Origin of the sequence: Streptomyces antioxidans (assembly GCF_000968685.2) — a bacterium.
Lineage (GTDB): Bacteria > Actinomycetota > Actinomycetes > Streptomycetales > Streptomycetaceae > Streptomyces > Streptomyces antioxidans.
In genome coordinates this window covers 25486-44188 of record NZ_LAKD02000052.1, presented here as the reverse complement: position 1 = coordinate 44188, position 18703 = coordinate 25486, and the positions used below count along the sequence as shown (strand labels likewise).

Here is an 18703-nt window from a genome sequence, read left to right as displayed (position 1 = left end):
GCCCGCCCTCCGTCCGCTCCGGGCCCCGCCGCCGCGCCCCGGTACCCCCGGCTACGCCTCTCGTCGCGCGAGCCGCGGTGATAGCACCTCGGCGATCCGGTCCACGTGCTCCTCGCGCAGGAGCTCCGGATGGGTGCAGGGAAGGCGGTGGTTCTCGAGGTCGCCCGTGATGTGGGGACGCCAGGCCTCCGCGGTGAGCCAATGCTCGGGGCGCGGCGCCGCCGCCGTGAAGAACACGACGTCGCCGTGGAAGCGGCGGTGGGTGTGCTCGCGCATCATGCGGGCGTGGTTCGGGACGATGTCGACGATCCGGGACAGCGTGCCCCCGCCCAGCCCCGCCAGCGGGCTGCCCGCCTCGCGGAGCGTGGCGAGTACGTCCTCGCGGGTGCGCTCCGCGCCGCGCTCGACACCGGCCATGCGCAGCACCGCCGTGAGCGCGTCACCCTCCTCCGGCGCGGGGCGCTCGCGCCACTGCTCCGCCGGGAAGGCGTCCAGGAGGGCGAGGAGGTCGACCCATTCGCCCGCCTCCTGGAGCAGCACCGCGACCGTGTGCGCCAGGATGCCGCCGACGGACCAGCCCAGCAGCCGGTACGGGCCGTGCGGCCGTACCTCGCGGATCCGGTCGGCGTAGTCCCGCGCCTGCTCCCACAGGGTGCGCGGCAGCGGGGCGGAGCCGGCCAGGCCGCGGGCCTGGATGCCGTGGACCGGCTGGTCCGGGCCGAGCCGTGCCGCGAGACCCGCGTAGGCCCAGGAGAGGCCGCCCGCCGGGTGGATGGCGAAGAGCGGCGGGCGGGTGCCCTGGGCGCGCAGCGGGAGCAGGACGCCCAGGGCGTCGGACGCCACCGGGGAGGCGTCATCGATGCGGGCCGCCAGCGCGGCCGGGGACGGTGCCTCGAAGAGGGAGCCGATGGTCAGCTCCGCGCCCAGCTCCTCGCGGATCCGGTTCACCAGGCGCACCGCGAGCAGCGAGGTGCCGCCCAGGTCGAAGAACGCGTCGTCAGGGCCGGCCCGTTCGGCGCCGAGCACATCGGCGAACAGGCGGGTCAGGGCCTCCTCGCGCGGTCCCGCGGGGCGCCGGTGCGCGCCGCCGGCGAAGACGGGCTCCGGGAGCTCGCGGCGGTCCAGCTTGCCGTTGGGGCTCAGCGGGAACGCGGGAAGCGGCACCACGGCCGAGGGGACCATGTGGTCGGGCAGCTCACGCGCGAGGGCCGCGCGGATCGCCTCGGGGCTGGGGCCGTCGCCGGTGACATAGCCGACCAGGCGGTCCTCGCGGACGAGGGCGCAGGCACCGTCGACGCCCGGCAGTGCCGCCAGCGCCGCCTCGACCTCGCCCGGTTCGATCCGCTGCCCGCGCAGCTTCACCTGGTGGTCGGTGCGGCCCAGGTACTCGGCCTCGCCGTGCTCGGTCCAGCGGGCGAGGTCCCCGGTGCGGTACATGCGGCTGCCGGGCGGGCCGAAGGGATCGGCGACGAAGCGCTGTGCGGTCAGCTCCCCGCGCTGCAGATAGCCGTCGGCCAACTGCGCGCCCGCCAGGTACAGTTCGCCGGTCACACCGGGCGGGCAGAGCTGTCCGGCCGGGTCCAGGACGTACAGGCGGGTGTTCCAGACCGGCCGGCCGATCGGCACCGGCCCGGTGTCGTCGGGCGCGCACGCGTGGTGGCTGACGTCGACCGCGGCCTCGGTGGGGCCGTACAGATTGTGCAGCTCGGTACCGGGCAGCGTACGGGCGAAGGCGCCCGCCGTCTCGCGGGGCAGGGCCTCGCCGCTGCAGAACACCCGGCGCAGCACCCCCGCACACCCGGAAGCGCCGGGCCCGGCCAGGAACACCTGAAGCATCGACGGCACGAAGTGGCAGGTGGTGACGGCCCGTTCGCGGATCAGCCGGGCCAGGTACACCGGATCCCTGTGCCCGCCGGGCTCGGCCACGACGAGCGTCGCGCCCTCCCGCAGCGGCCAGAAGAACTCCCAGACGGACACGTCGAACGACGACGGCGTCTTCTGCAGCACCCGGTCGCCGTCCCCGATGGGGTACGTGTGCTGCATCCACCGCAGCCGGTTGTCGATCGCCGAGTGCGGGACGACGACGCCCTTGGGGCGGCCCGTGGAGCCGGAGGTGTAGATGACGTACGCGGGGTGGGCGGGCGTGAGCGCGCGGCCCGGGTTGACCCCCGGGTCCCCGGCGAGGTCCAGTCCGTCGAGGACCACCAGCGGCGTCCCCGCGTCGCCGGGCAGCCGCCCCTCGCGGTCGGTGACCGCGCAGACGGGCGCGGCGTCCCGGAGCATGTACGTCAGCCGCTGCCCGGGGTAGTCCGGGTCCAGCGGCAGATACGCGGCGCCCGCCTTCAGCACCGCGAGGAGCGCGACGATCAGCTCGACGGACCGGGGCACGGAGACCGCGACCAGTGCGCCCGGGCGGGCGCCCAGGCCCTGCAGATGGCGGGCCAGCCGGTTGGCCCGCGCGTTCAGCTCGGCGTATGTCAGGGACGTGCCGTCGTGGACCAGCGCCACCGCCTCCGGTGTGCGGTTCGCCCGCGCCTCGATGGGGCCGATCAGCGTCGTCGGCGGCAGGGCGCGCCCGGTGCGGTTGAACTCGTCCCGGACCAGGCAGAGTTCGGCCGCTGTCGCGATGGAGTGGGCGGCGAGCCGGGTGTTCGGGTCGGCGTCGGCGAGCCGGGCGAGCAGATCCACGAACCGGACCTGGTGGGCGGCGAGGTCGGCGTCCTCGTACAGTGCCGGGTTGCCGTCGTGGTCGATGCGCAGGCCACGGCCGTCGGCCCGGTCGTAGACGTTGACGGTCAGGTCGTCGACCGGGCCCGCCGACAGGTTGTGGGCGCGGGCCGGGGCTCCGGCGAAGTCGGCGCCGTAGTCGAACGGCATGATGTTGACGAGCGGGCCGACGAGGCCGCGGCCCTCGCCGAGCAGTCCGAGGTCGCGGTGGATCTCCTCGTAGCGGTAGCGCTGGTGGCGCCGCGACCGGCGGATGCCGAGCACGACCTGGCGCACCAACTGCGCGAAGGTCGCGTCCGGGGCGACGGTCAGTCGCAGCGGCAGCACGTTCATCACCATGCCGGGCACCCGCAGCGCGACCGAGCCGATGCGGCCCATCATCGGCAGGCCCAGGACCACATCGGCGCGGCCCGTGGCGCGGGAGGTGTAGAGGGCCTGGGCGGCGATGAGCACATCGGGCCAGGTGGCCCGGGTCAGGGTGGCGAGCTCGCGCAGCCGCTCCGTGGTGGCGGCGGCGAGATGGGTGGTGTGGCGGCGGAACGTCCGGGAGGGCAGCGCGGCGCGGCCCGCGAGCCGGGGCGCCTCCGGGCGGTCCTCGAACGCCCTGGTCCAGTGCTCGCGGTCGGCCGCGAAGGCGTCCGAGGCGCGGTATTCGGCGTCGACGGCCAGCAGGTCGGCCAGCGTCTCGAAGGCACGGGGGCCGGGGTCCTCGCCCCGGATCAGGGCCGTGTAGACCTCGGCCGTGCGGCGCACCAGCAGGGAGTAGCCGAAGCCGTCGATCACGAGGTGGTGGATGCGCTGGTACCACAGCCAGCGCCGCTCGCCCACCCGGAACAGGGCGTGGCGGAACAGCGGCCCCGCGGCCAGGTCGCACGGCGTGGTGAGGTCCTTGCGCATCCACTCCAGGGCCTGTTCCCTGGTCAGTCCGTGGTGCACGGTGAGCGGCGGCTCGACCGTGGCGCACACGCGCTGGCGGGGCCCGTCGGGCGTGTCCTCGATCCGGACGCGCAGCGCGTCGGCCTCGGCGGTGACCCGGCGCAGCGCCCGCGCGAACACCTCGGCGTCCAGCTCGCCGTCGATCTCCAGGTACTCGGCGGTGTTCTGCGCGGGGCTGAGCGGGTCGAGGGCCTGGGCGAACCACATGCCGGACTGGGCGGCGGTCAGCGGCAGTACGCAGTCGAGCGCCCCGGTCTCACCGTTCTCCGGCTCGATCAGTACGGTCATGGGGTGGCCACCCCCAGGATCCGGGCCCAGGACTCGACGGCGGGCTCCTCGGCGAGGTCGACGAAGGAGACCGTCGCGCCGTGGTCGCGGCGCCAGCGTTCCAGGAGGGTCATGATGCGGACCGAGTCCAGTCCGTAGTCCACCAGGTTCTCGTCGACGGGGATGTCGGCGGGGTCCTCGCCGAGGCAGTCGGCGACATCGCCGCGGATCCGTTCCAGGGTGAGTGTCATGCGGTGCGTACCTCCTCGATCAGCGCCTCGGTGGTGGTGACGACGGCGCAGCGGCCCGCCGCCCAGCGCAGGGCCATGTCGTGGTCCTCGCGGGAGAAGTCGGCGACGGCGTCGGCGACGACGAACGCCTGGATGTCGCGCATCCACGCGTCGCAGGCGCTGATGAGCACGCCGATGTGGGCGTACACGCCGACGATCACCAGCTGGTCGCGGCCCGAGCGCCGCATCAGCTCCTCGAGTTCGGTACGGACGAAGGCGCTGTACTTCCATTTGGTCAGGACGGTGTCGCCGCCCCTGGGGGCGACGGACTCCGGTACGGCGAGGGCCGTGGGGTCGTCGGCGACGCCGGGCCCCCAGAAGTCCAGCTGGAGGCCGCGCTCCTCGGGGGTCTGGCCGCCGCGCTGCGCCGAGTAGTACACGGGGATGCCCGAGGCCCGGCTCTCCTTGAGCAGCCGCTCGGCGTTGGCGAGCATGCCGGTCAGCGGTTCCTCGCCCTCGGGGTACGCGGCGAGGAAGTGGTGCTGGAGGTCGTGGACGAGCAGCACGGCGCGCGCGGGGTCCACGGTCCATTCGACACGGCGGGCGGGAAGGTCGTCCGGCGTGGGCAGAAGGTAGCCGGCGATGGCGGGAAGTGCCATGGGGATCGGGGCCTTTCCGTGCTGATCGGCGGCGGACCGCAGACGCTTCTTGCTGACCTTGCCGATGCCGGTCCGCGGGAACACGTCGACGAACTCCACGAGGTCGGGCACCTTGTACGCGGCCACGCCCCGCTCCCGTACGAACTTCCTTACGGCGGCGGGCTTCAGCGGCGGTGCGCCGTCGCGCAGGATCACATACGCCAGCGCGCGTTCGCCGAGGTACTGGTCGGGCACGGCGACGACGGACACGTCGTGCACGCAGGGGTGGGCGAGGATGATGTTCTCGACCTCCTCCGGCGCGATCTTCTCCCCGCCCCGGTTGATCTGGTCCTTGGCCCGGCCCCCGACCACGAGGTGGCCGCTCGGGGTGCGGCGCACGATGTCACCGGTGCGGTAGAAGCCGTCCTCGGTGAAGCAGCGGGCGTTGTGTTCGGGGGCGCGCCAGTAGCCGCGGATGGTGTACGGGCCGCGGGTGAGCAGATGGCCGTACTCGCCCTCGTCGACGTCCCGGTCGGCGTCGTCGACGATGCGGATCTCGTCGTCCGGGGAGATCGGCCGGCCCTGGGTGGTGACGACCGTCTCCGGGCCGTCATCCAGACGGGTGTAGTTGACCAGGCCCTCGGCCATGCCGAAGACCTGCATGAGGCGGCAGCCGAGGGCCGGCTGGAGACGGCGTGCGGCCTGCTCGCTGTACTTGGCGCCGCCGACCAGGATCAGTTCCAGGGAGCTGAGGTCATACCGGCTGTCGGGCCCGGCCTGCGTCCAGACCAGGGCGAGCGGCGGGACGAGGCCGGTCATCGTGACGCGTTCCCGCGCGATCAGCGGGAACGCCGTCTCCGGATCGGTGCCCGGCGACATCACCACGGTGCCGCCCGCGTAGAGCACACCGAGCCAGCCCGGCGAACTCATCGGGAAGTTGTGGGCGACGGGCAGGACGACGAGGAAGCGGGTGTCGGCGTCGACTCCGCAGATCTCGTTCGAGCCCCACAGCGAGTAGAGGTAGTCGTCGTGGGTCCGCGGGATCAGCTTGGGGACGCCCGTGGTGCCGCCGGACAGCTGGAGGAAGGCCACCTCGTGCGGTTCGGGCCCGGCGAGGTCGACCGGGTCGCGGGGGACGTCGGACAGCGGTGTGTGTCCGCCCGGGTCGTCGCCCACCACGAAGACGTGGCGCAGGCTCGGGGTGGTCTCCTTGACCCGGGTGGCGAGGGTGCGGTGGTCGAATCCGGCGTGCCGGTCCGGGATGACGTAGGCGACGGCCTCGGTGAAGGCGCAGAAGTACGCGATCTCGGTGTCGCGGTGCGCGGGCAGGGCGTACACCGGGAGCGCGCCGATGCGCAGCAGGGCGAAGACGACCTCGGCGAACTCCCCGGTGTTGGGCAGCTGGACGACGACCCGGTCGCCCTTGCCGATGCCGCGGGCGGCGAAGCCCGCCGCCAGCCGGTCGGCGCGCTCGTCGAGCTGGCGGTAGGTCCAGGTGCGGCGCTCGGGCGCCGGGTCGACCAGGGCGATCCGGTCGGGGTGCCGCTCGGCGCGTTCGCGGAGCATGCCGCCGAAGGTCTCGCCGCGCCAGTACCCGGCCGCCCGGTAGCGCGCGGCGAACTCGGCGGGCCAGGTGGGCGCGTCCACGCCCGGCGTGGTGGCGTCGCCGGTCACAGGCTCGCCCCCACCGCGTGCAGGAAGGTGCGGAACTTGGCGGCGGTCTCGGCGGTCTCGGCCTCGGGCGAGGAGCCGGCCACCAGCCCGGCGCCCGCGAACAGGCGCAACAGCCCGCCCTCGGCCTCGGCGCAGCGGATGGTGACCACCCACTCCCCGTCGCCGTCGGCGTTCTGCCAGCCGACCATGCCGGTGTAGGCGCCGCGGTCGAACGGCTCGGACTCGGCGATGACCCGCCGGGCCACGTCGGTGGGCGTACCGCAGACGGCGGGCGTGGGGTGCAGGGCGTGGGCGAGGTCGAGCGCGGTGGTGTGCTCCGGCCGCGCGAGGTCGCCGGTGACGGTGGTGGACAGGTGCCACATCGCGGCGGTACGGACGAGGGTGGGGCGCTCGGGCACATACAGGCGGGTGCAGAACGGGGCGAGGGCCTGGCGTACGGCGGCCACGACCACGGCGTGCTCGTGGAGGTCCTTGGGCGATTCGAGAAGGGCGACGGCGCGGCGCACGTCCTCGGCGAGGTCGGCGCTGCGCGGCGCGGAGCCCGCCAGCGGGTTGGCGGTGAGGACGGGTCCGCGTCTGGAGACCAGGAGTTCGGGACTCGCGCCGATCAGGGTGCGGCCGGGCCCGCTGGGCATCGCGAAGGTGTAGCCGGCCGGGTCGCGGTGGGCCAGCCGGCGCAGCATCGCCGGGAGGCCGGGGGCCTCGGGGGCGGTCAGTTCGAGGGTGCGGGCGAGGACGACCTTGTCGAACTCACCGGCCTTCATCCGCGCGACGGCTGCGGCCACCGCGGCGCCGTACGCCCGCGGCGCGGGCACCTCGCGCACCTGCCAGTCGACGCCCCGGCCGTGCGGCACGGGCAGCGCGATGAGCGGGTCCTGGCGCAGGGGCGGCGCCCAGCGCACGCTTTCGGGGACGGCCAGGGCGGGCCGGGCGTCGGGGGAGAACGGCAGGGTGCCCATGACGACCGGAGCGGGCCGGCCGGTGCGCTGGCGGGCGTCGAGGAGTTCGCGTACGCGCGTCGGCAACGGCCCCGCGCCCGGCGGCAGTTCGGCCGCCGATCCCCGTCCGAGCAGGGTGCGGTGCGGAGTGGCGAGGAAGCGGTCGGTGGACGGTACGTAGGCGTCGAGGAGCGCGGTCGCGGCCCCGGGGGCGGTCAGTTCCGGGGGCGCGAGCTCGGGGGCGGAGGTACTGGGTCCGGATCCGGATATGGGCGTCGTCATGCGGTGCCTCCTGTGAGGGATGGCGTTGGTGGGGGAGGGGAGATGGGCGAGGGGCGGGGCCGGACTCGGCGGCCGGGGCCGGTGGTCCGGCGGCCGGGCGGTTCGGGTGGCGGGTCCGGGGCGGCCCGTCACGCCCGCAGGGTGGCGCCGCCGTCGACGTACAGGTCGTGCAGGGTGATGTGGCGGGCGCGGTCGGAGGCGAGGAAGGCCACCGCCTCGGCGATGTCGGCCGGGTCCGCGATCCGGCCGAGCGGGATGCCGGTGCGGTGGGCCGCCAGGTCGCCCTCGACGACGGACCGGGCGGCGGCCCCGGTGTCGCCGGCCCCGGCGGCCTCCCACATGCCCCGCTGCATGGCGGTGAGGGTCGAGCCGGGACAGACGGTGTTGCAGCGCACGCCGTGGGCGGCGACCTCCAGGCCGAGGCACTTGGTGAACATGGCGGTCGCGGCCTTCGACGCGGCGTACGCGGCCATGCCCATCCGGGGGATACCGGCCGCGTTGGAGGCGACGGTGACGATGCTGCCGCCGCCGCGCCGGACCATGCGCCGGGCGACGGACCGGGAGACGTGGAAGACACCGTCGGTGTTGACGGCGAAGGTGGCCGACCAGTCCTCGTCGCTGAGGTCGACGGCGGGTGATGTGCGCAGGACACCGGCCACGTTGACGGCGATGTCGAGCGGACCCGCGGTCTCCTCGGCGTCCGCGACAAGCGCCTCGACGGCCGCCGTATCGGTGACGTCGAGCGGGCGGGACAGGACCTGCCCTTCCGGATGCCGTCCGGCGACCTCCGCGACGGCGTCGCCGTCCAGGTCGGTGGCCAGGACGCGGGCGCCGCGCCCGGCGAGCGCGGCGACCACGGCCTCGCCGATGCCCCGTCCCGCCCCCGTGACGAGGGCGCGCCGGCCGGCCAGTTCGGCTGCGGGACGCTGGCCGGACATCAGGTGGCCAGCGCGGCCCTGAGGCCGTTCAGCACGACATCGGCGGAGAGCGGGCCGCCCGCGCTGTTCCACGCCGAGCCTTCGATCACCACGACGTGCTGGTCCCGCTCGGCCTTCAGCCTGCCGAAGTTGGTGGCCTTGCGGGCCCCGGCGTACGCCTTCTCGCCGTCCGCCTTGTCGCCGAGCGTCCCGAAGAACAGCCAGTCGCCGTCGATGGTGTCGAGCTTTTCCAGGGAGACCGGCTCGCTGTGACCGGCGCTCGCGCCCCGCTGGTCCGCGGGCCGGGTCATGCCGAGCGCCTTCAGGGTGGAGGCGACCACGCCGTCGCCCTTGCCGACGACCGAGGGCGCGCCGTCCTGCCAGCGGATCACGGACACCGACTTGCCCGCGTTGTCACCGAGCTTCTTCTTGGTGTCGGTGATACGGGCGTCGAAGTCCTTGAGCCACTTCTGGGCGGCGGACTTCTTGTTCAGGGCGTCGGCGGTGTCGGTGAACGCCTTCTTCCAGTCCTCGTTGAGCTTCGCGGTGACGACGGTGGGCGCTATTTCCTGCAGCTTGTCGACCGTCCGCTTGGCACCGGTCGTCTCGTCCAGCAGGATCAGGTCGGGCCGCAGCGCGGCCAGCTTCTCCATGTCGGCCTCGGCGACGGTGGCGACGACCTGTGCCGTGCCCGCCTTGTCCTTGAGGTACGTGGACATGTCCCGCTGGCCCCGGCCCGCGGTCGCCCCGACCGGTTCCACGCCGAGCGCGAGCGAGGCGTCGAGCGTCGGCTCGCTGAGCGCGACGACCTTCTTGGGGGCGCTGGGGACCTTCACCTCGCGGCCCTGGGCGTCGGTGATCTGACGTGTCGTGTCCGACGCGGCCTTCGCCTTGGCGTCGTCGTCGCCTCCGTCGCCACAGGCGCTCAGGAGAAGGACTCCCGCCACGGCGGCGGCGCAGGAGCGCAGAGCGGCCCGGCGGAGAAATCGGGTGGGGGACATGTCGGTCATGCTCCTCAAAGAGTGTCATCCAGAGATCGCAAACGAGCTTAGGTTAGCCTAACCTAAGAAATGTGTCTCCTTCTGAAACGCGAGTCCTCCCGGGACCCCGACCGACGCTCCCGGACACCGGCCGGAGCCGACCCCGGCGCACGACCGGCCTCTTGCTGGGAACGGCGCTGCTGATCGCGGCGACCGCGCTGTCACTGGCGGTGGGCGCCGAGCGCATTCCGCTCGGTGACGTCTGGTCGGCGCTGTTCTCCCCCTCGGGCTCACGACATGACAACATCGTCCGGGAACTGCGGCTGCCGCGGACCCTCATCGGGATCGCGGCGGGCGCCGCGCTGGGCCTCGCGGGCGGTGTGATGCAGGTCCTGACCCGCAATCCGCTCGCCGACCCCGGACTGCTCGGGGTGAACGCGGGCGCGTCCGCCGCCGTCGTCACCGCGATCGCGGTGTTCGGCATCACCTCCTTCACCGGCTATCTCTGGTTCGCCCTGGTGGGCGCCGCCGTCGCCGCCGTCCTGGTGAACGCGCTGGGCGGCACCCGCTCGGCCACCCCGGTACGGCTCGCGCTGGCCGGAACCGCCGTCAACGCGGCCCTCTTCGGCTATGTGAACGGCCTTCAGCTGTGGGACCTCAGCACCCTCGACTCCATGCGGTACTGGACCGTGGGCACGCTGGAGAAGCGCGACCCCGGACTCCTGCTCGACACGCTGCCGCTGCTGGTCGCGGGCGCCCTGCTCGCGTTCGCGCTGGCCCGCCCCCTGGGCGCCATCGCGCTGGGCGAGGACCAGGCCCGCGCGCTGGGCGCCTCGGTCCGGCGCACCCGCGTCCTGTCGGTCGTGGCCATCACCCTGCTGTGCGGCAGCGCCACCGCGGTGTGCGGACCGATCTCCTTCGTCGGGCTGATGATCCCGCACGCCGTCCGCGCGTTCACCGGTCCCGAACCCCGCTGGATGCTGCCCTACTGCGCGCTGTACGCCCCCGCGCTGATGCTCGTGTCCGATGTGATCGGCCGCGTCGTGGTGCCGCCCTCCGAGATCCAGGTGGACATCGTCACCTCGTTCCTGGGCGGCCTGCTCTTCATCCATCTCGTACGCCAGCGGAAGGTGGCCAAGCTGTGAGCCTGGTCCAGGACACGTCCCGGCGGAACGGCGCGTGGCGGGCACAGCCGCGCCATGGCCGCGTGCGCGCGGGCCGTTACTCGCTCCGCTTCGATCCGCGCGCCGTCCTGGTCTGCGCCGTACTGATCGTGCTCACGGCGGCGGTGGTGGTGCTCTCCGTCGGCACCGGCACCTACGAGCTCTCGCCCCTTGAGGTGCTGCGGACCTTCACCGGAAACGGCCCGCCCGGCGCCGACTTCATCGTGCTCGACCTGCGGCTGCCCCGGGCCGTGGTGGCCGTACTCGTCGGCTTCGGCTCGGGCATGGCCGGTGCGGTCTTCCAGTCCCTGACCCGTAACCCGCTGGGCAGCCCGGACATCATCGGGTTCAGCAACGGCGCCTCCGCGGGTGCGCTCGTCGCGATCATCTTCCTGGACGCGGGCACCGCGCAGACCGCGTCCGGGGCGCTGCTCGGCGGCTTCGCCACGGCCGTCGCGGTGTATCTGCTGGCGTGGCGGCGCGGGGTGCACGGCTACCGGCTCGTCCTGGTCGGCATCGGCGCCTCCGCGGTGCTCGGGGCGATGACCAGCTTCCTGTACGTACGCGCCGACATCGGCAAGGCGGCACAGGCCGCGGCCTGGATGATCGGTTCGCTCAACGCCCGTGGCTGGGGCGAGGCCGGGATCGCCGGGCTCGGTCTGATCGTCTGCGTCCCGGTCATCCTCGCCCACGCACGCCGGCTGACCATGCTGGAGATGGGCGACGACACGGCGGGCGCGCTCGGGGTGCCCCCCGAGCGCAGCCGCCTGGTGCTGCTGAGCGCGGGCACGTGTCTGACGGCCCTGGCCGTCGCGGCGGCGGGCCCGATCCCGTTCCTGGCGATGGCCGCGCCCCAGCTGGCCCGCCGCGTCACCCGGGCGGCGGGCCCGAACGTACTGCCCGCCGCCTGGATGGGGGCCCTGCTGGTGGCCACGGCGGACCTGGTGACCCAGCGCGTCACCGGATCGGCGCTGATGCCGGTGGGCGTGGTGATGGGCATGGGCGGCGGCCTCTATCTGGCCTGGCTGCTGCTGCGGGAACGCCGCGCCCACCATCTGTGACATCCGTGCGCCCGGGCCCCGGCGGTTGGTCCGCCGGGGCCCGGTGCCTTCCGCCGCCCCCGGGCGCTGGCCGGTATCGGGCCACCGGTCCGGCGGCCGGTGTGAGGCCACCGTTTCGGCCCGGCCGGTATCAGGCCACCGTTTCGGCCTCCTCCCGGCGCTGGGGCCGCGACGGGAGCCGCGCGCTGTGCCACAGCCGGGCGTACGCCCCGTCCTCCGCGAGCAGTTCGTCATGGGTGCCGTACTCGACGGGACGTCCGCCGTCCAGGACCAGGACCCGGTCGCAGCGGGCGGCCGTGGTGAGGCGGTGGGCGACCAGGAGGGCCGTCTTGTTCCGTGCGGCGCTGAACATGCCGTCCAGAACCGCCGTCTCGGTGCCCGAGTCGAGCATCGCGGTGGCCTCGTCGAGCAGCAGCACGTCCGGGTCGATGAGCGCCACCCGGGCCAGGGCGATGAGCTGCCGCTCCCCGGCCGACAGATTGCCGCCCGCCTGGCGCACCGGATGCCGGAACCCGCCGGGCAGCCGGGCGATGGCCGCGGTCGCGCCCACCGCCTCCGCGGCGGCGGTCACCTCCGCGTCGCTCGCGTCGGGGCGGCCGTAGCGGATGTTCTCCGCGATGTCGCCCTCGAACAGGTGCGCCTCCTGCGGGACGATGCCCACGCGCTGCCGGTATCCGGCCAGGTCGTAGCGGAGGATGTCGATCCCGTCGAGCCGCACCGTGCCGGCCGCCGGGTCGTAGAACCGGGCGAGGATCTTCACCAGGGTCGACTTGCCCGCGCCGGTGGCGCCGACGACGGCCACGCTCCGCCCCGCCTCCACGGTCAGCTCCGGAATGGTGAGGGTGTCCTCGGCAGCCCCCTCGTACCGGTAGGTGACGTCCCGTAGTTCGAGGTGCCCGCCGAACCGGCCCGAGACCCGCACCGGGTGGTCCGCGGGGCGCTGGGACGGCTCGGTGGCCAGCAGTTCGGTGACCTTGCGGACGCTGGTACGGGTCTGGAGGTAGGAGTCGTAGATGGAGGACAGCTGCTGGATCGGACCGTAGAACTGGCCGAGCAGCAGCAGGAACGCGGCGAGCACACCGGCGGTCACCGTGCCGTCGGCCACGAGGTACCCGCCGGCCAGGACGACCAGCGCCATGGACAGCTCCGAGCTGAACGCCAGGAAGGGGAAGTACAGCGAGATGTAGCGCTGTCCCCTCACCTGGATGAGCCGGTTCAGATTGGACAGCGCGCTGAAGTGGCGGGCCGTGCTGTGCTGTTTGCCGTGGGACTGCGCCACCCGCAGGCCCGCGACGTTCTCCCGCAGCGAGCTGTTCACCTTGCCCAGCTGGTCGCGCGCCTCCTGGTAGGCACTCGAACTCAGCCTTCTGAACACCGGGGTCACCAGGGCGATCAGCGGGAAGGGCGCCAGCGCGGCCAGGGCCAGGCGCCAGTCCAGGACCAGCATCGCGACGGCGATGCCGCCCATCGTCGCCACGCTGACCAGCCCCTGCACCATGCCCTGCTGGAGGAACTTCGACAGGGAGTCGATGTCGACGGTCATCCGGGTGAGCAGACCGCCGGCGCTCTTCTTCTCGTAGTGGTCGAGGCCGAGCCGCTGGAGGTGCCGGTAGCTGCGCAGCCGCAGGGCGTACTGCACCGCCTCGGACGCCCGGGAGCTGACCAGGGTCTGGTACGTGTACCCGAACCAGTTGGCCGCGCACAGCCCGAGGCAGCTGGCGGCGATCCACCAGACGGTGCTCATCGAGCCGGCCGTGATGCCGTCGTCGATGCCGCGCTGCAGCAGTACGGGGACGACCACGCGGGCCAGCGCGTCGAAGGCGATCAGGCCGACGGCGACGGCCAGCAGACCGCGCACCGGGCGCAGGATCGCCCCCACGGTGGGCGGGGTCCGCTCCCCGGCGGCCCGCAGGGCCTTCGGCGGTATCTCGGCGAACCGGTCGCGGCGCGGCGGGGTTTCCTCCGGCCGGTCGGCGGCCTCCGGCCCGGGCCACAGCTCGCCGGGGGTGCGGGCGGTGCGGGCGTCGATGTCATCGGTGTCGCCAGCGATCAGTTCCTGGAAGAGCACGCTGCGTCCGGCCAGTTCGGCGTAGCTGCCGCTGTCGGCGACCCGGCCGCCGTCGAGCACCACGATCCGGTCGGCCAGCCGGAGGGTGGAGCGGCGGCGGGCGATGAGCACGGTGACGCGGTCACCGCCGATGTGGTCCTCCAGGGCCCGGTGGATGGCGGCCTCGGTGGTGGCGTCCACGGCGGAGGTCGCGTCGTCGACGATCAGCACCGGGGGCCGGTTGAGCAGCGCGCGGGCCAGCGCCAGGCGCTGGCGCTGGCCGCCGGAGAGATTCTGGCCGCGCTCGGTCAGCCGGGTGTCGTAGCCGTCCGGCAGCGCGCTGACGAAGGCGTGGGCACCGGCCGCCTCGGCCGCGGCGACGATCTCCTCGTCGGTGGCGTTCTCATGGCCGTAGGCGATGTTCTCGCGGATGGTGCGGGCGAACAGGAACGGTTCCTCGAAGACGACGCCCACATGGGACCGCAGGGACTCCAGGCGCAGTTCGCGGATGTCGACGCGCCCCTCGCCGGTGCCGAGGGCGACGGTGCCCGAGGTGGCGTCGTAGAAGCGCGGGATCAGCAGCGACAGCGTCGACTTGCCGGAGCCTGAGGGGCCGACGACGGCCACGGTCTCACCGGCCGCGACCCGGAAGGAGACGTCACGGAGCACCGGTTCGTCGTGGGTGTAGCCGAAGCCGACGTCCTCGAAGACCAGTTCCGTCGGCTGGTCCGGCAGTTCCCGGGTGCCGTCGTGGATCTCGGGACGGGAGTCGGTCAGCTCGAAGATCCGCTCCGCGGAGGCACGGGTGCGCTGGGCGATCACCAGATAGGTGGCGAACACCCGGGTCGGGCCGGTCAGCATGGTCAGATACGCGGCGAAGGCGATGAACGTGCCGATGTCGATCGCGCCGTCCATCACCATGCCGCCGCCGTACACCAGGACGGCGACCTGCCCGAGCACCGGCAGGGCGAGCATGGTCGCCCCGGGGGCGGCGTGCACCCGCATGAGCCGCATCCGCCGGTCGAACAGGGCGCGGGAGGCGCGGTCGAGCCAGCGGACCTCCCGCTCCTCCTGGCCGAAGCCCTTGACGACGCGGACGCCGTCGATGGTCTCCTTGACGTGCTCGGTGACCTCGGCCGCGTCGTTCGCCGCCCTCGCCGAGGTCTCGAAGACCCGGCGTCTGGTCCACAGGGCGACGAGGCCGAGCGCGAGGACCACCGCCACGGTCACCGCGGTCAGCCGGGGCGACAGCCAGAGCATCGCGATGACGCCGAAGAGGTAGTAGGTGATGACGGTCAGGGGCACCGGCAGCATGGTGAGCATCTGCTGGAGCTGCTGGAGGTCGCTGTTGGTGCGGGAGATGACCTGTCCGGTGCGCAGCTTGTCCTGGCCGGGGCCGTCGAGCCGCTGGATGCTGTTGAACACCTCCTCGCGCAGGCCGTGGACGACATCGAGGGCGAGCTTGCCGCCGGTGAAGCGGCGTACGTAGTTGCCCGCGAAGTCGATCGCGGCGATCAGGACGAGCCCGGCGGCCACCCAGCCGATCCCGTCGCTGTCCCCGGCGACGGCGCGGTTTACGCCGTCCCTGGTCAGCAGCGGGCCCAGCGTCACGAGGACGATGCTCAGGATGGACGAGAGCACGATCGCGGACATGAGCCGGCGACGGCGCAGACAGATGCCCATCAGCCGGCGCAGCCAGCCGGGACCGGCCGTGGGGAAGGGTGAAGTCGGCATGGATTCCTCAGCGATCGGTGGGTGCGGTGGCCGCCGGGGCGGGGCGGGCACCCGGGGTGAGGAGTTCCGCCAGCCGCCGGGCCACGACGGTGGGCGGGTCCTGGGCGCGCATCTCCTGGCGCACCTCGGCCGCGGCGGCCCTGAGCGAGCCGTCGGTCAGCAGACGGTCGATGTCCGCCTTGACGAGTCCCTGCTCGCCGGGGACGAATCCGCAGCCGCGGTCCTGGACGGCCTTCGCGTTGACGGGCCGGTCGGCGCCCTGGCCGAAGACGATCTGCGGGACGCCCGCGGACAGCGCGGTCAGCGTGTTCCCGGCCCCGCCGTGGTGGATGAACCCGCTGGCGCGGCCGAGCAGTGGCCCCATCGGGATCCAGGACACCAGGCGAACGTTGTCGGGGAGTGAGTCGATCTCCCGCCGCCCGTGCTCGCCGAGCGACAGGACGAACTCCGCGTCGGACTCATGGGCGGACTCCACCACCCACTTGACCAGGTCGATGCCGTCGACCATCGGCTTGAGGGTGCCGAGGCTGACCACGACGCGGGGCCTGCCGGTGTCGGCGCTCCACCAGTCCTCGAGCACGGTGCCGCCGTTGAACGGCACGTACCGCATCGGCCACAGATCGGGCTCGTCCAGCACCCGCATGCTGGGCGGGGCGATGTCCAGCCAGAACAGGTCCTTCTGGGGGCCCGCGACACCGTGGCGGGCGTAGGCGTCGGCCATGGACCGGGTGACGCCCTCGATGTGCCAGCGCTGGTGGCCGAAACCGACGGTCTGCATGACGACGGGCAGGTCGTACTTGGCGGCCACCAGCGGTCCCGCGACGCCGAGCGGCGGATAGACGACGAGGTCCGGTCGCCAGCCGCCGGCGAAGTCGACCAGCGCGTCGGCCATCTCGTCCCCGAAGAAGGAGAAGTTGCCCATCTTGGTGCCCAGGTTGAGCTTCTTGCGGCGGCTCTCACCGGCGCGGTACTCGGCCTCGGAGTCCAGGTCCGGTGCGGCGTCGAAGCCGACGAGACCGGCCTCGGCGACGCGGCGGGTGAAGTCTCCGGCGCTGGCCACCACGACATCGTGCCCCTCGGCACGGAACGCCTGCGCCAACGACAGGACGGGGTACAGCAGTCCGTACAACGGCGGTCCGATGAAGAGCACGCGCATGAACGTCTCCCAGCTACTTAGGTTAGGCTTACCTATGTGGCTATCACAACTCTTGTGGCGAGTGCGAGGACGTCTTGAGCGACGCGACGGCGGGCGACGAGGCCGAGAGCGAGATCGAGAGCCCTCGGCTGAGGCGACTTCTGAACGAGGTGAGGAACGAGGCGGGAGTGGACGGCGGTGCGGCGCTTGACCACTTCTGGCGGGAGCTGGCCGATGCCGGCGCCCCCCTGGTCGAGCCGGTCCCCGACGCCCCCGGCGAACGTCTGGTCACGGTCGTGTGGCGCGAGGACCGGCCGGTCGCCGGCGTCTATGTGCTGGCCAACCGCGTCACCGACAAGCACCTCGCCCGCCGGGGCATGATGCGCCGCCTGGGCGGCACCGGCCTCTGGCACGTCAGCCTGCGGCTGCCCCAGGGGCTGCGCTGCTCCTACCGGATCCATCCGTTCGGCCCGGACGATCCGCGGCTGGGCGAGGACGGCCCCCGCTCCGGCTCCGCCCGCGGGCTGCCCGACGACCGGATGGACCCGTTCAACCACCAGGCCACCGGGCCCTTCGGCTCGATGATCGAGCTGGACGGCGCCCCCTCGCTGGCCGATTGGCTCAACCCTCCGGCCCCGGCCGGCCGCACCGACGCCTTCGACTTCCCCGCCGCGGACGGCACCGTCCACCGACTGCGGTGCTTCGTGCCCGCCACCGACGACCCGGATGCGGAACTGGGGCTGCTCGTGCTGTTCGACGGCGAGAAGTGGTTCGACCGGTACGGCGTCACCCGCGCCATCACCGCCGCGACGGCCGCGGGCCGCATCCCGCCCATGGCCGTCCTCGGCGTCGAGGCGAGCGCCGACCCGGCCGAGCGGATGCGCCAACTCGGCGCCGACCCGCGGTTCGTGGACACCCTCGCCGACGAGATCCTGCCCGCCGTGGCCGCGCGGCTCCCCGGCCGGACCGGGCCCCGGCACACCGTCCTGTGCGGACAGAGCCTGGGCGGGCTCACGGCGCTGGCGGCGGCGCTGTGGCGGCCGGACGCGTTCGGCACGGTGCTCGCCCACTCGGCCTCCACCTGGTGGCGCCCGGGGATGACCGCACGGCCCGGCGCCACGGCGCCGGGCGCCGACAGCTGGCTGTACGAACAGGCCGCCGCGGCACCGGTCGGGGACGTGGCCATCCGCGTCGACGTCGGCCGCAACGAGGGCTCCATGGTCGATGACCTGCGCAAGCTGCATACGCTCCTGGTGTCCAGGGGTTTCGACGCCGCACTGGACGTCTACTCCGGCGGCCACGACTTCTGCTGCTGGGCTGCCGCCCTGATGGACGGCCTCACGGGGACGGCCGTACCGCGGTGGCGTCGGCGCGGAACCGTTCGCCACGGCGTGTCACGGCGAACCGGGCTCCCGCGCCGGCAGCCCACGTAGCAGTACGTCGAGGAAGAGCTCGAAGCGGGGCGCGTCCGGGCCCAGTTCGTGCCCCATCTGCTGGGCGCCCAGCCACTGCACCACACCCAGGCCGAAGACGTGCCAACTCTGCACGGCCAGCGCGTCGGAGGCCCCGGCGGCCTTGAACGCCGTGATGACACGGCCGCGCAGCCGCTCGAACGCCCGCGCGTTATGCCGGTGCGGCATGGCCACGTGCGCCGCGTATCCGGGCACGGCGAGGAACTGGTCGTGCATCCGCCACGCGAGGTCCGCCAGCCACTGCCGCCAGGTGTCGGGGGTCGGCTCGGTGGTCGGGAGGATGCGCTCGACGACCACCTCGCTGACGAGGTCGAGGAGTTCATCGCGGTTGCCGACCCAGCGGTAGAGCGCCGAATGGGAGACGTCGAGCCGCTCCGCGATGTCGCGCATGGTCACGGTCCGCAGGTCGGCGCGGAGCGCCGCCTCGACGATCCGCTCACGGCTCAGCCGCGCCGGGCGGCCGGGCCTGGGTGTCCTCGCCTTCACGGACGCCAGTCTACGA

12 protein-coding genes and 1 pseudogene are annotated in these 18703 nt (G+C 73.3%); 3 read left to right on the top strand and 10 right to left on the bottom strand.

All coding sequences use genetic code 11. From position 1 onward, the window contains the following. Window positions 1-51: 51 nt before the first annotated feature. The 7 genes and pseudogenes from VT50_RS21395 to VT50_RS21370 all read right to left on the bottom strand — a co-directional run bounded on the left by VT50_RS21395 (window position 52) and on the right by VT50_RS21370 (window position 9610). Window positions 52-3951, bottom strand: a complete 3900-nt coding sequence (locus tag VT50_RS21395; RefSeq protein WP_046085272.1) for a non-ribosomal peptide synthetase — start codon at window positions 3949-3951, stop codon at window positions 52-54. Next, window positions 3948-4181, bottom strand: a complete 234-nt coding sequence (locus VT50_RS21390) for a phosphopantetheine-binding protein (protein WP_046085273.1) — start codon at window positions 4179-4181, stop codon at window positions 3948-3950. The genes VT50_RS21395 and VT50_RS21390 overlap by 4 nt, the downstream gene beginning before the upstream one ends. Continuing rightward, on the bottom strand, window positions 4178-4819 hold the full coding sequence (locus tag VT50_RS39665) for an isochorismatase family protein (RefSeq protein ID WP_167396619.1): 642 nt from the start codon (window positions 4817-4819) through the stop codon (window positions 4178-4180). Before VT50_RS39665 ends, VT50_RS21390 begins: the two co-directional genes overlap by 4 nt. A 21-nt stretch (window positions 4820-4840) precedes the next feature. Further along, window positions 4841-6472 (bottom strand): annotated as a pseudogene (locus tag VT50_RS21385) ((2,3-dihydroxybenzoyl)adenylate synthase); the annotation flags it as partial. Then, window positions 6469-7692, bottom strand: a complete 1224-nt coding sequence (locus tag VT50_RS21380) for an isochorismate synthase (protein ID WP_046085274.1) — start codon at window positions 7690-7692, stop codon at window positions 6469-6471. The gene VT50_RS21380 and the pseudogene VT50_RS21385, both read right to left, overlap by 4 nt. A gap of 128 nt (window positions 7693-7820) precedes the next feature. Beyond that, the gene (locus tag VT50_RS21375) at window positions 7821-8630 is read right to left on the bottom strand and encodes a 2,3-dihydro-2,3-dihydroxybenzoate dehydrogenase (protein ID WP_078840617.1); all 810 of its coding nucleotides are present in this window, start codon (window positions 8628-8630) and stop codon (window positions 7821-7823) included. Then, complete coding sequence (locus VT50_RS21370; protein WP_046085304.1) at window positions 8630-9610, bottom strand: ABC transporter substrate-binding protein; 981 nt, start codon at window positions 9608-9610, stop codon at window positions 8630-8632. The genes VT50_RS21375 and VT50_RS21370 overlap by 1 nt, the downstream gene beginning before the upstream one ends. A 161-nt stretch (window positions 9611-9771) precedes the next feature. Between VT50_RS21370 and VT50_RS21365 the strand changes: the two genes are divergently transcribed. Both VT50_RS21365 and VT50_RS21360 read left to right on the top strand, forming a co-directional pair. Continuing rightward, window positions 9772-10734, top strand: coding sequence for a FecCD family ABC transporter permease (locus tag VT50_RS21365; RefSeq protein ID WP_078840618.1), 963 nt, complete (start codon window positions 9772-9774; stop codon window positions 10732-10734). Between the two features lie 2 nt (window positions 10735-10736). Then, window positions 10737-11813 carry a FecCD family ABC transporter permease gene (locus tag VT50_RS21360; protein WP_046085305.1) on the top strand — a complete coding sequence of 359 codons (1077 nt, stop codon included), beginning with the start codon at window positions 10737-10739 and terminating at the stop codon, window positions 11811-11813. Window positions 11814-11943: 130 nt separating this feature from the next. Here VT50_RS21360 and VT50_RS21355 read toward each other — a convergent pair whose 3' ends face one another. Together VT50_RS21355 and VT50_RS21350 are read right to left on the bottom strand one after the other, a co-directional pair. Then, a complete protein-coding gene (locus VT50_RS21355; RefSeq protein WP_107424853.1) occupies window positions 11944-15594 on the bottom strand; it encodes an ABC transporter ATP-binding protein in 3651 nt (1216 codons plus the stop codon). A gap of 7 nt (window positions 15595-15601) precedes the next feature. Further along, window positions 15602-16750 (bottom strand): glycosyltransferase, encoded by a 1149-nt coding sequence (locus tag VT50_RS21350; RefSeq protein ID WP_046085276.1) that lies wholly within the window; start codon window positions 16748-16750, stop codon window positions 15602-15604. Between the two features lie 74 nt (window positions 16751-16824). On the opposite strand from VT50_RS21350, the gene VT50_RS21345 reads away from it, so the two are divergent. Beyond that, entirely contained in the window at window positions 16825-18162 is a 1338-nt protein-coding gene (locus tag VT50_RS21345; RefSeq protein WP_053048481.1) for an alpha/beta hydrolase-fold protein, read from the top strand. Here the strand turns inward: VT50_RS21345 and VT50_RS21340 are convergent. Beyond that, entirely contained in the window at window positions 18124-18687 is a 564-nt protein-coding gene (locus tag VT50_RS21340; RefSeq protein WP_240529245.1) for a TetR/AcrR family transcriptional regulator, read from the bottom strand. The genes VT50_RS21345 and VT50_RS21340 overlap by 39 nt on opposite strands. Between the last annotated feature and the right edge of the window lie 16 nt (window positions 18688-18703).

What these genes read in the sequence shown, in the direction of transcription:
- VT50_RS21355 (WP_107424853.1), bottom strand. Translation starts at nt 15,594, where the DNA reads ATGCCGACTTCACCCTTCCCCACGGCCGGTCCCGGCTGGCTGCGCCGG.
- VT50_RS21380 (WP_046085274.1), bottom strand. Translation starts at nt 7,692, where the DNA reads ATGACGACGCCCATATCCGGATCCGGACCCAGTACCTCCGCCCCCGAG.
- VT50_RS39665 (WP_167396619.1), bottom strand. Translation starts at nt 4,819, where the DNA reads ATGGCACTTCCCGCCATCGCCGGCTACCTTCTGCCCACGCCGGACGAC.
- VT50_RS21370 (WP_046085304.1), bottom strand. Translation starts at nt 9,610, where the DNA reads ATGTCCCCCACCCGATTTCTCCGCCGGGCCGCTCTGCGCTCCTGCGCC.
- VT50_RS21390 (WP_046085273.1), bottom strand. Translation starts at nt 4,181, where the DNA reads ATGACACTCACCCTGGAACGGATCCGCGGCGATGTCGCCGACTGCCTC.
- VT50_RS21350 (WP_046085276.1), bottom strand. Translation starts at nt 16,750, where the DNA reads ATGCGCGTGCTCTTCATCGGACCGCCGTTGTACGGACTGCTGTACCCC.
- VT50_RS21375 (WP_078840617.1), bottom strand. Translation starts at nt 8,630, where the DNA reads ATGTCCGGCCAGCGTCCCGCAGCCGAACTGGCCGGCCGGCGCGCCCTC.
- VT50_RS21395 (WP_046085272.1), bottom strand. Translation starts at nt 3,951, where the DNA reads ATGACCGTACTGATCGAGCCGGAGAACGGTGAGACCGGGGCGCTCGAC.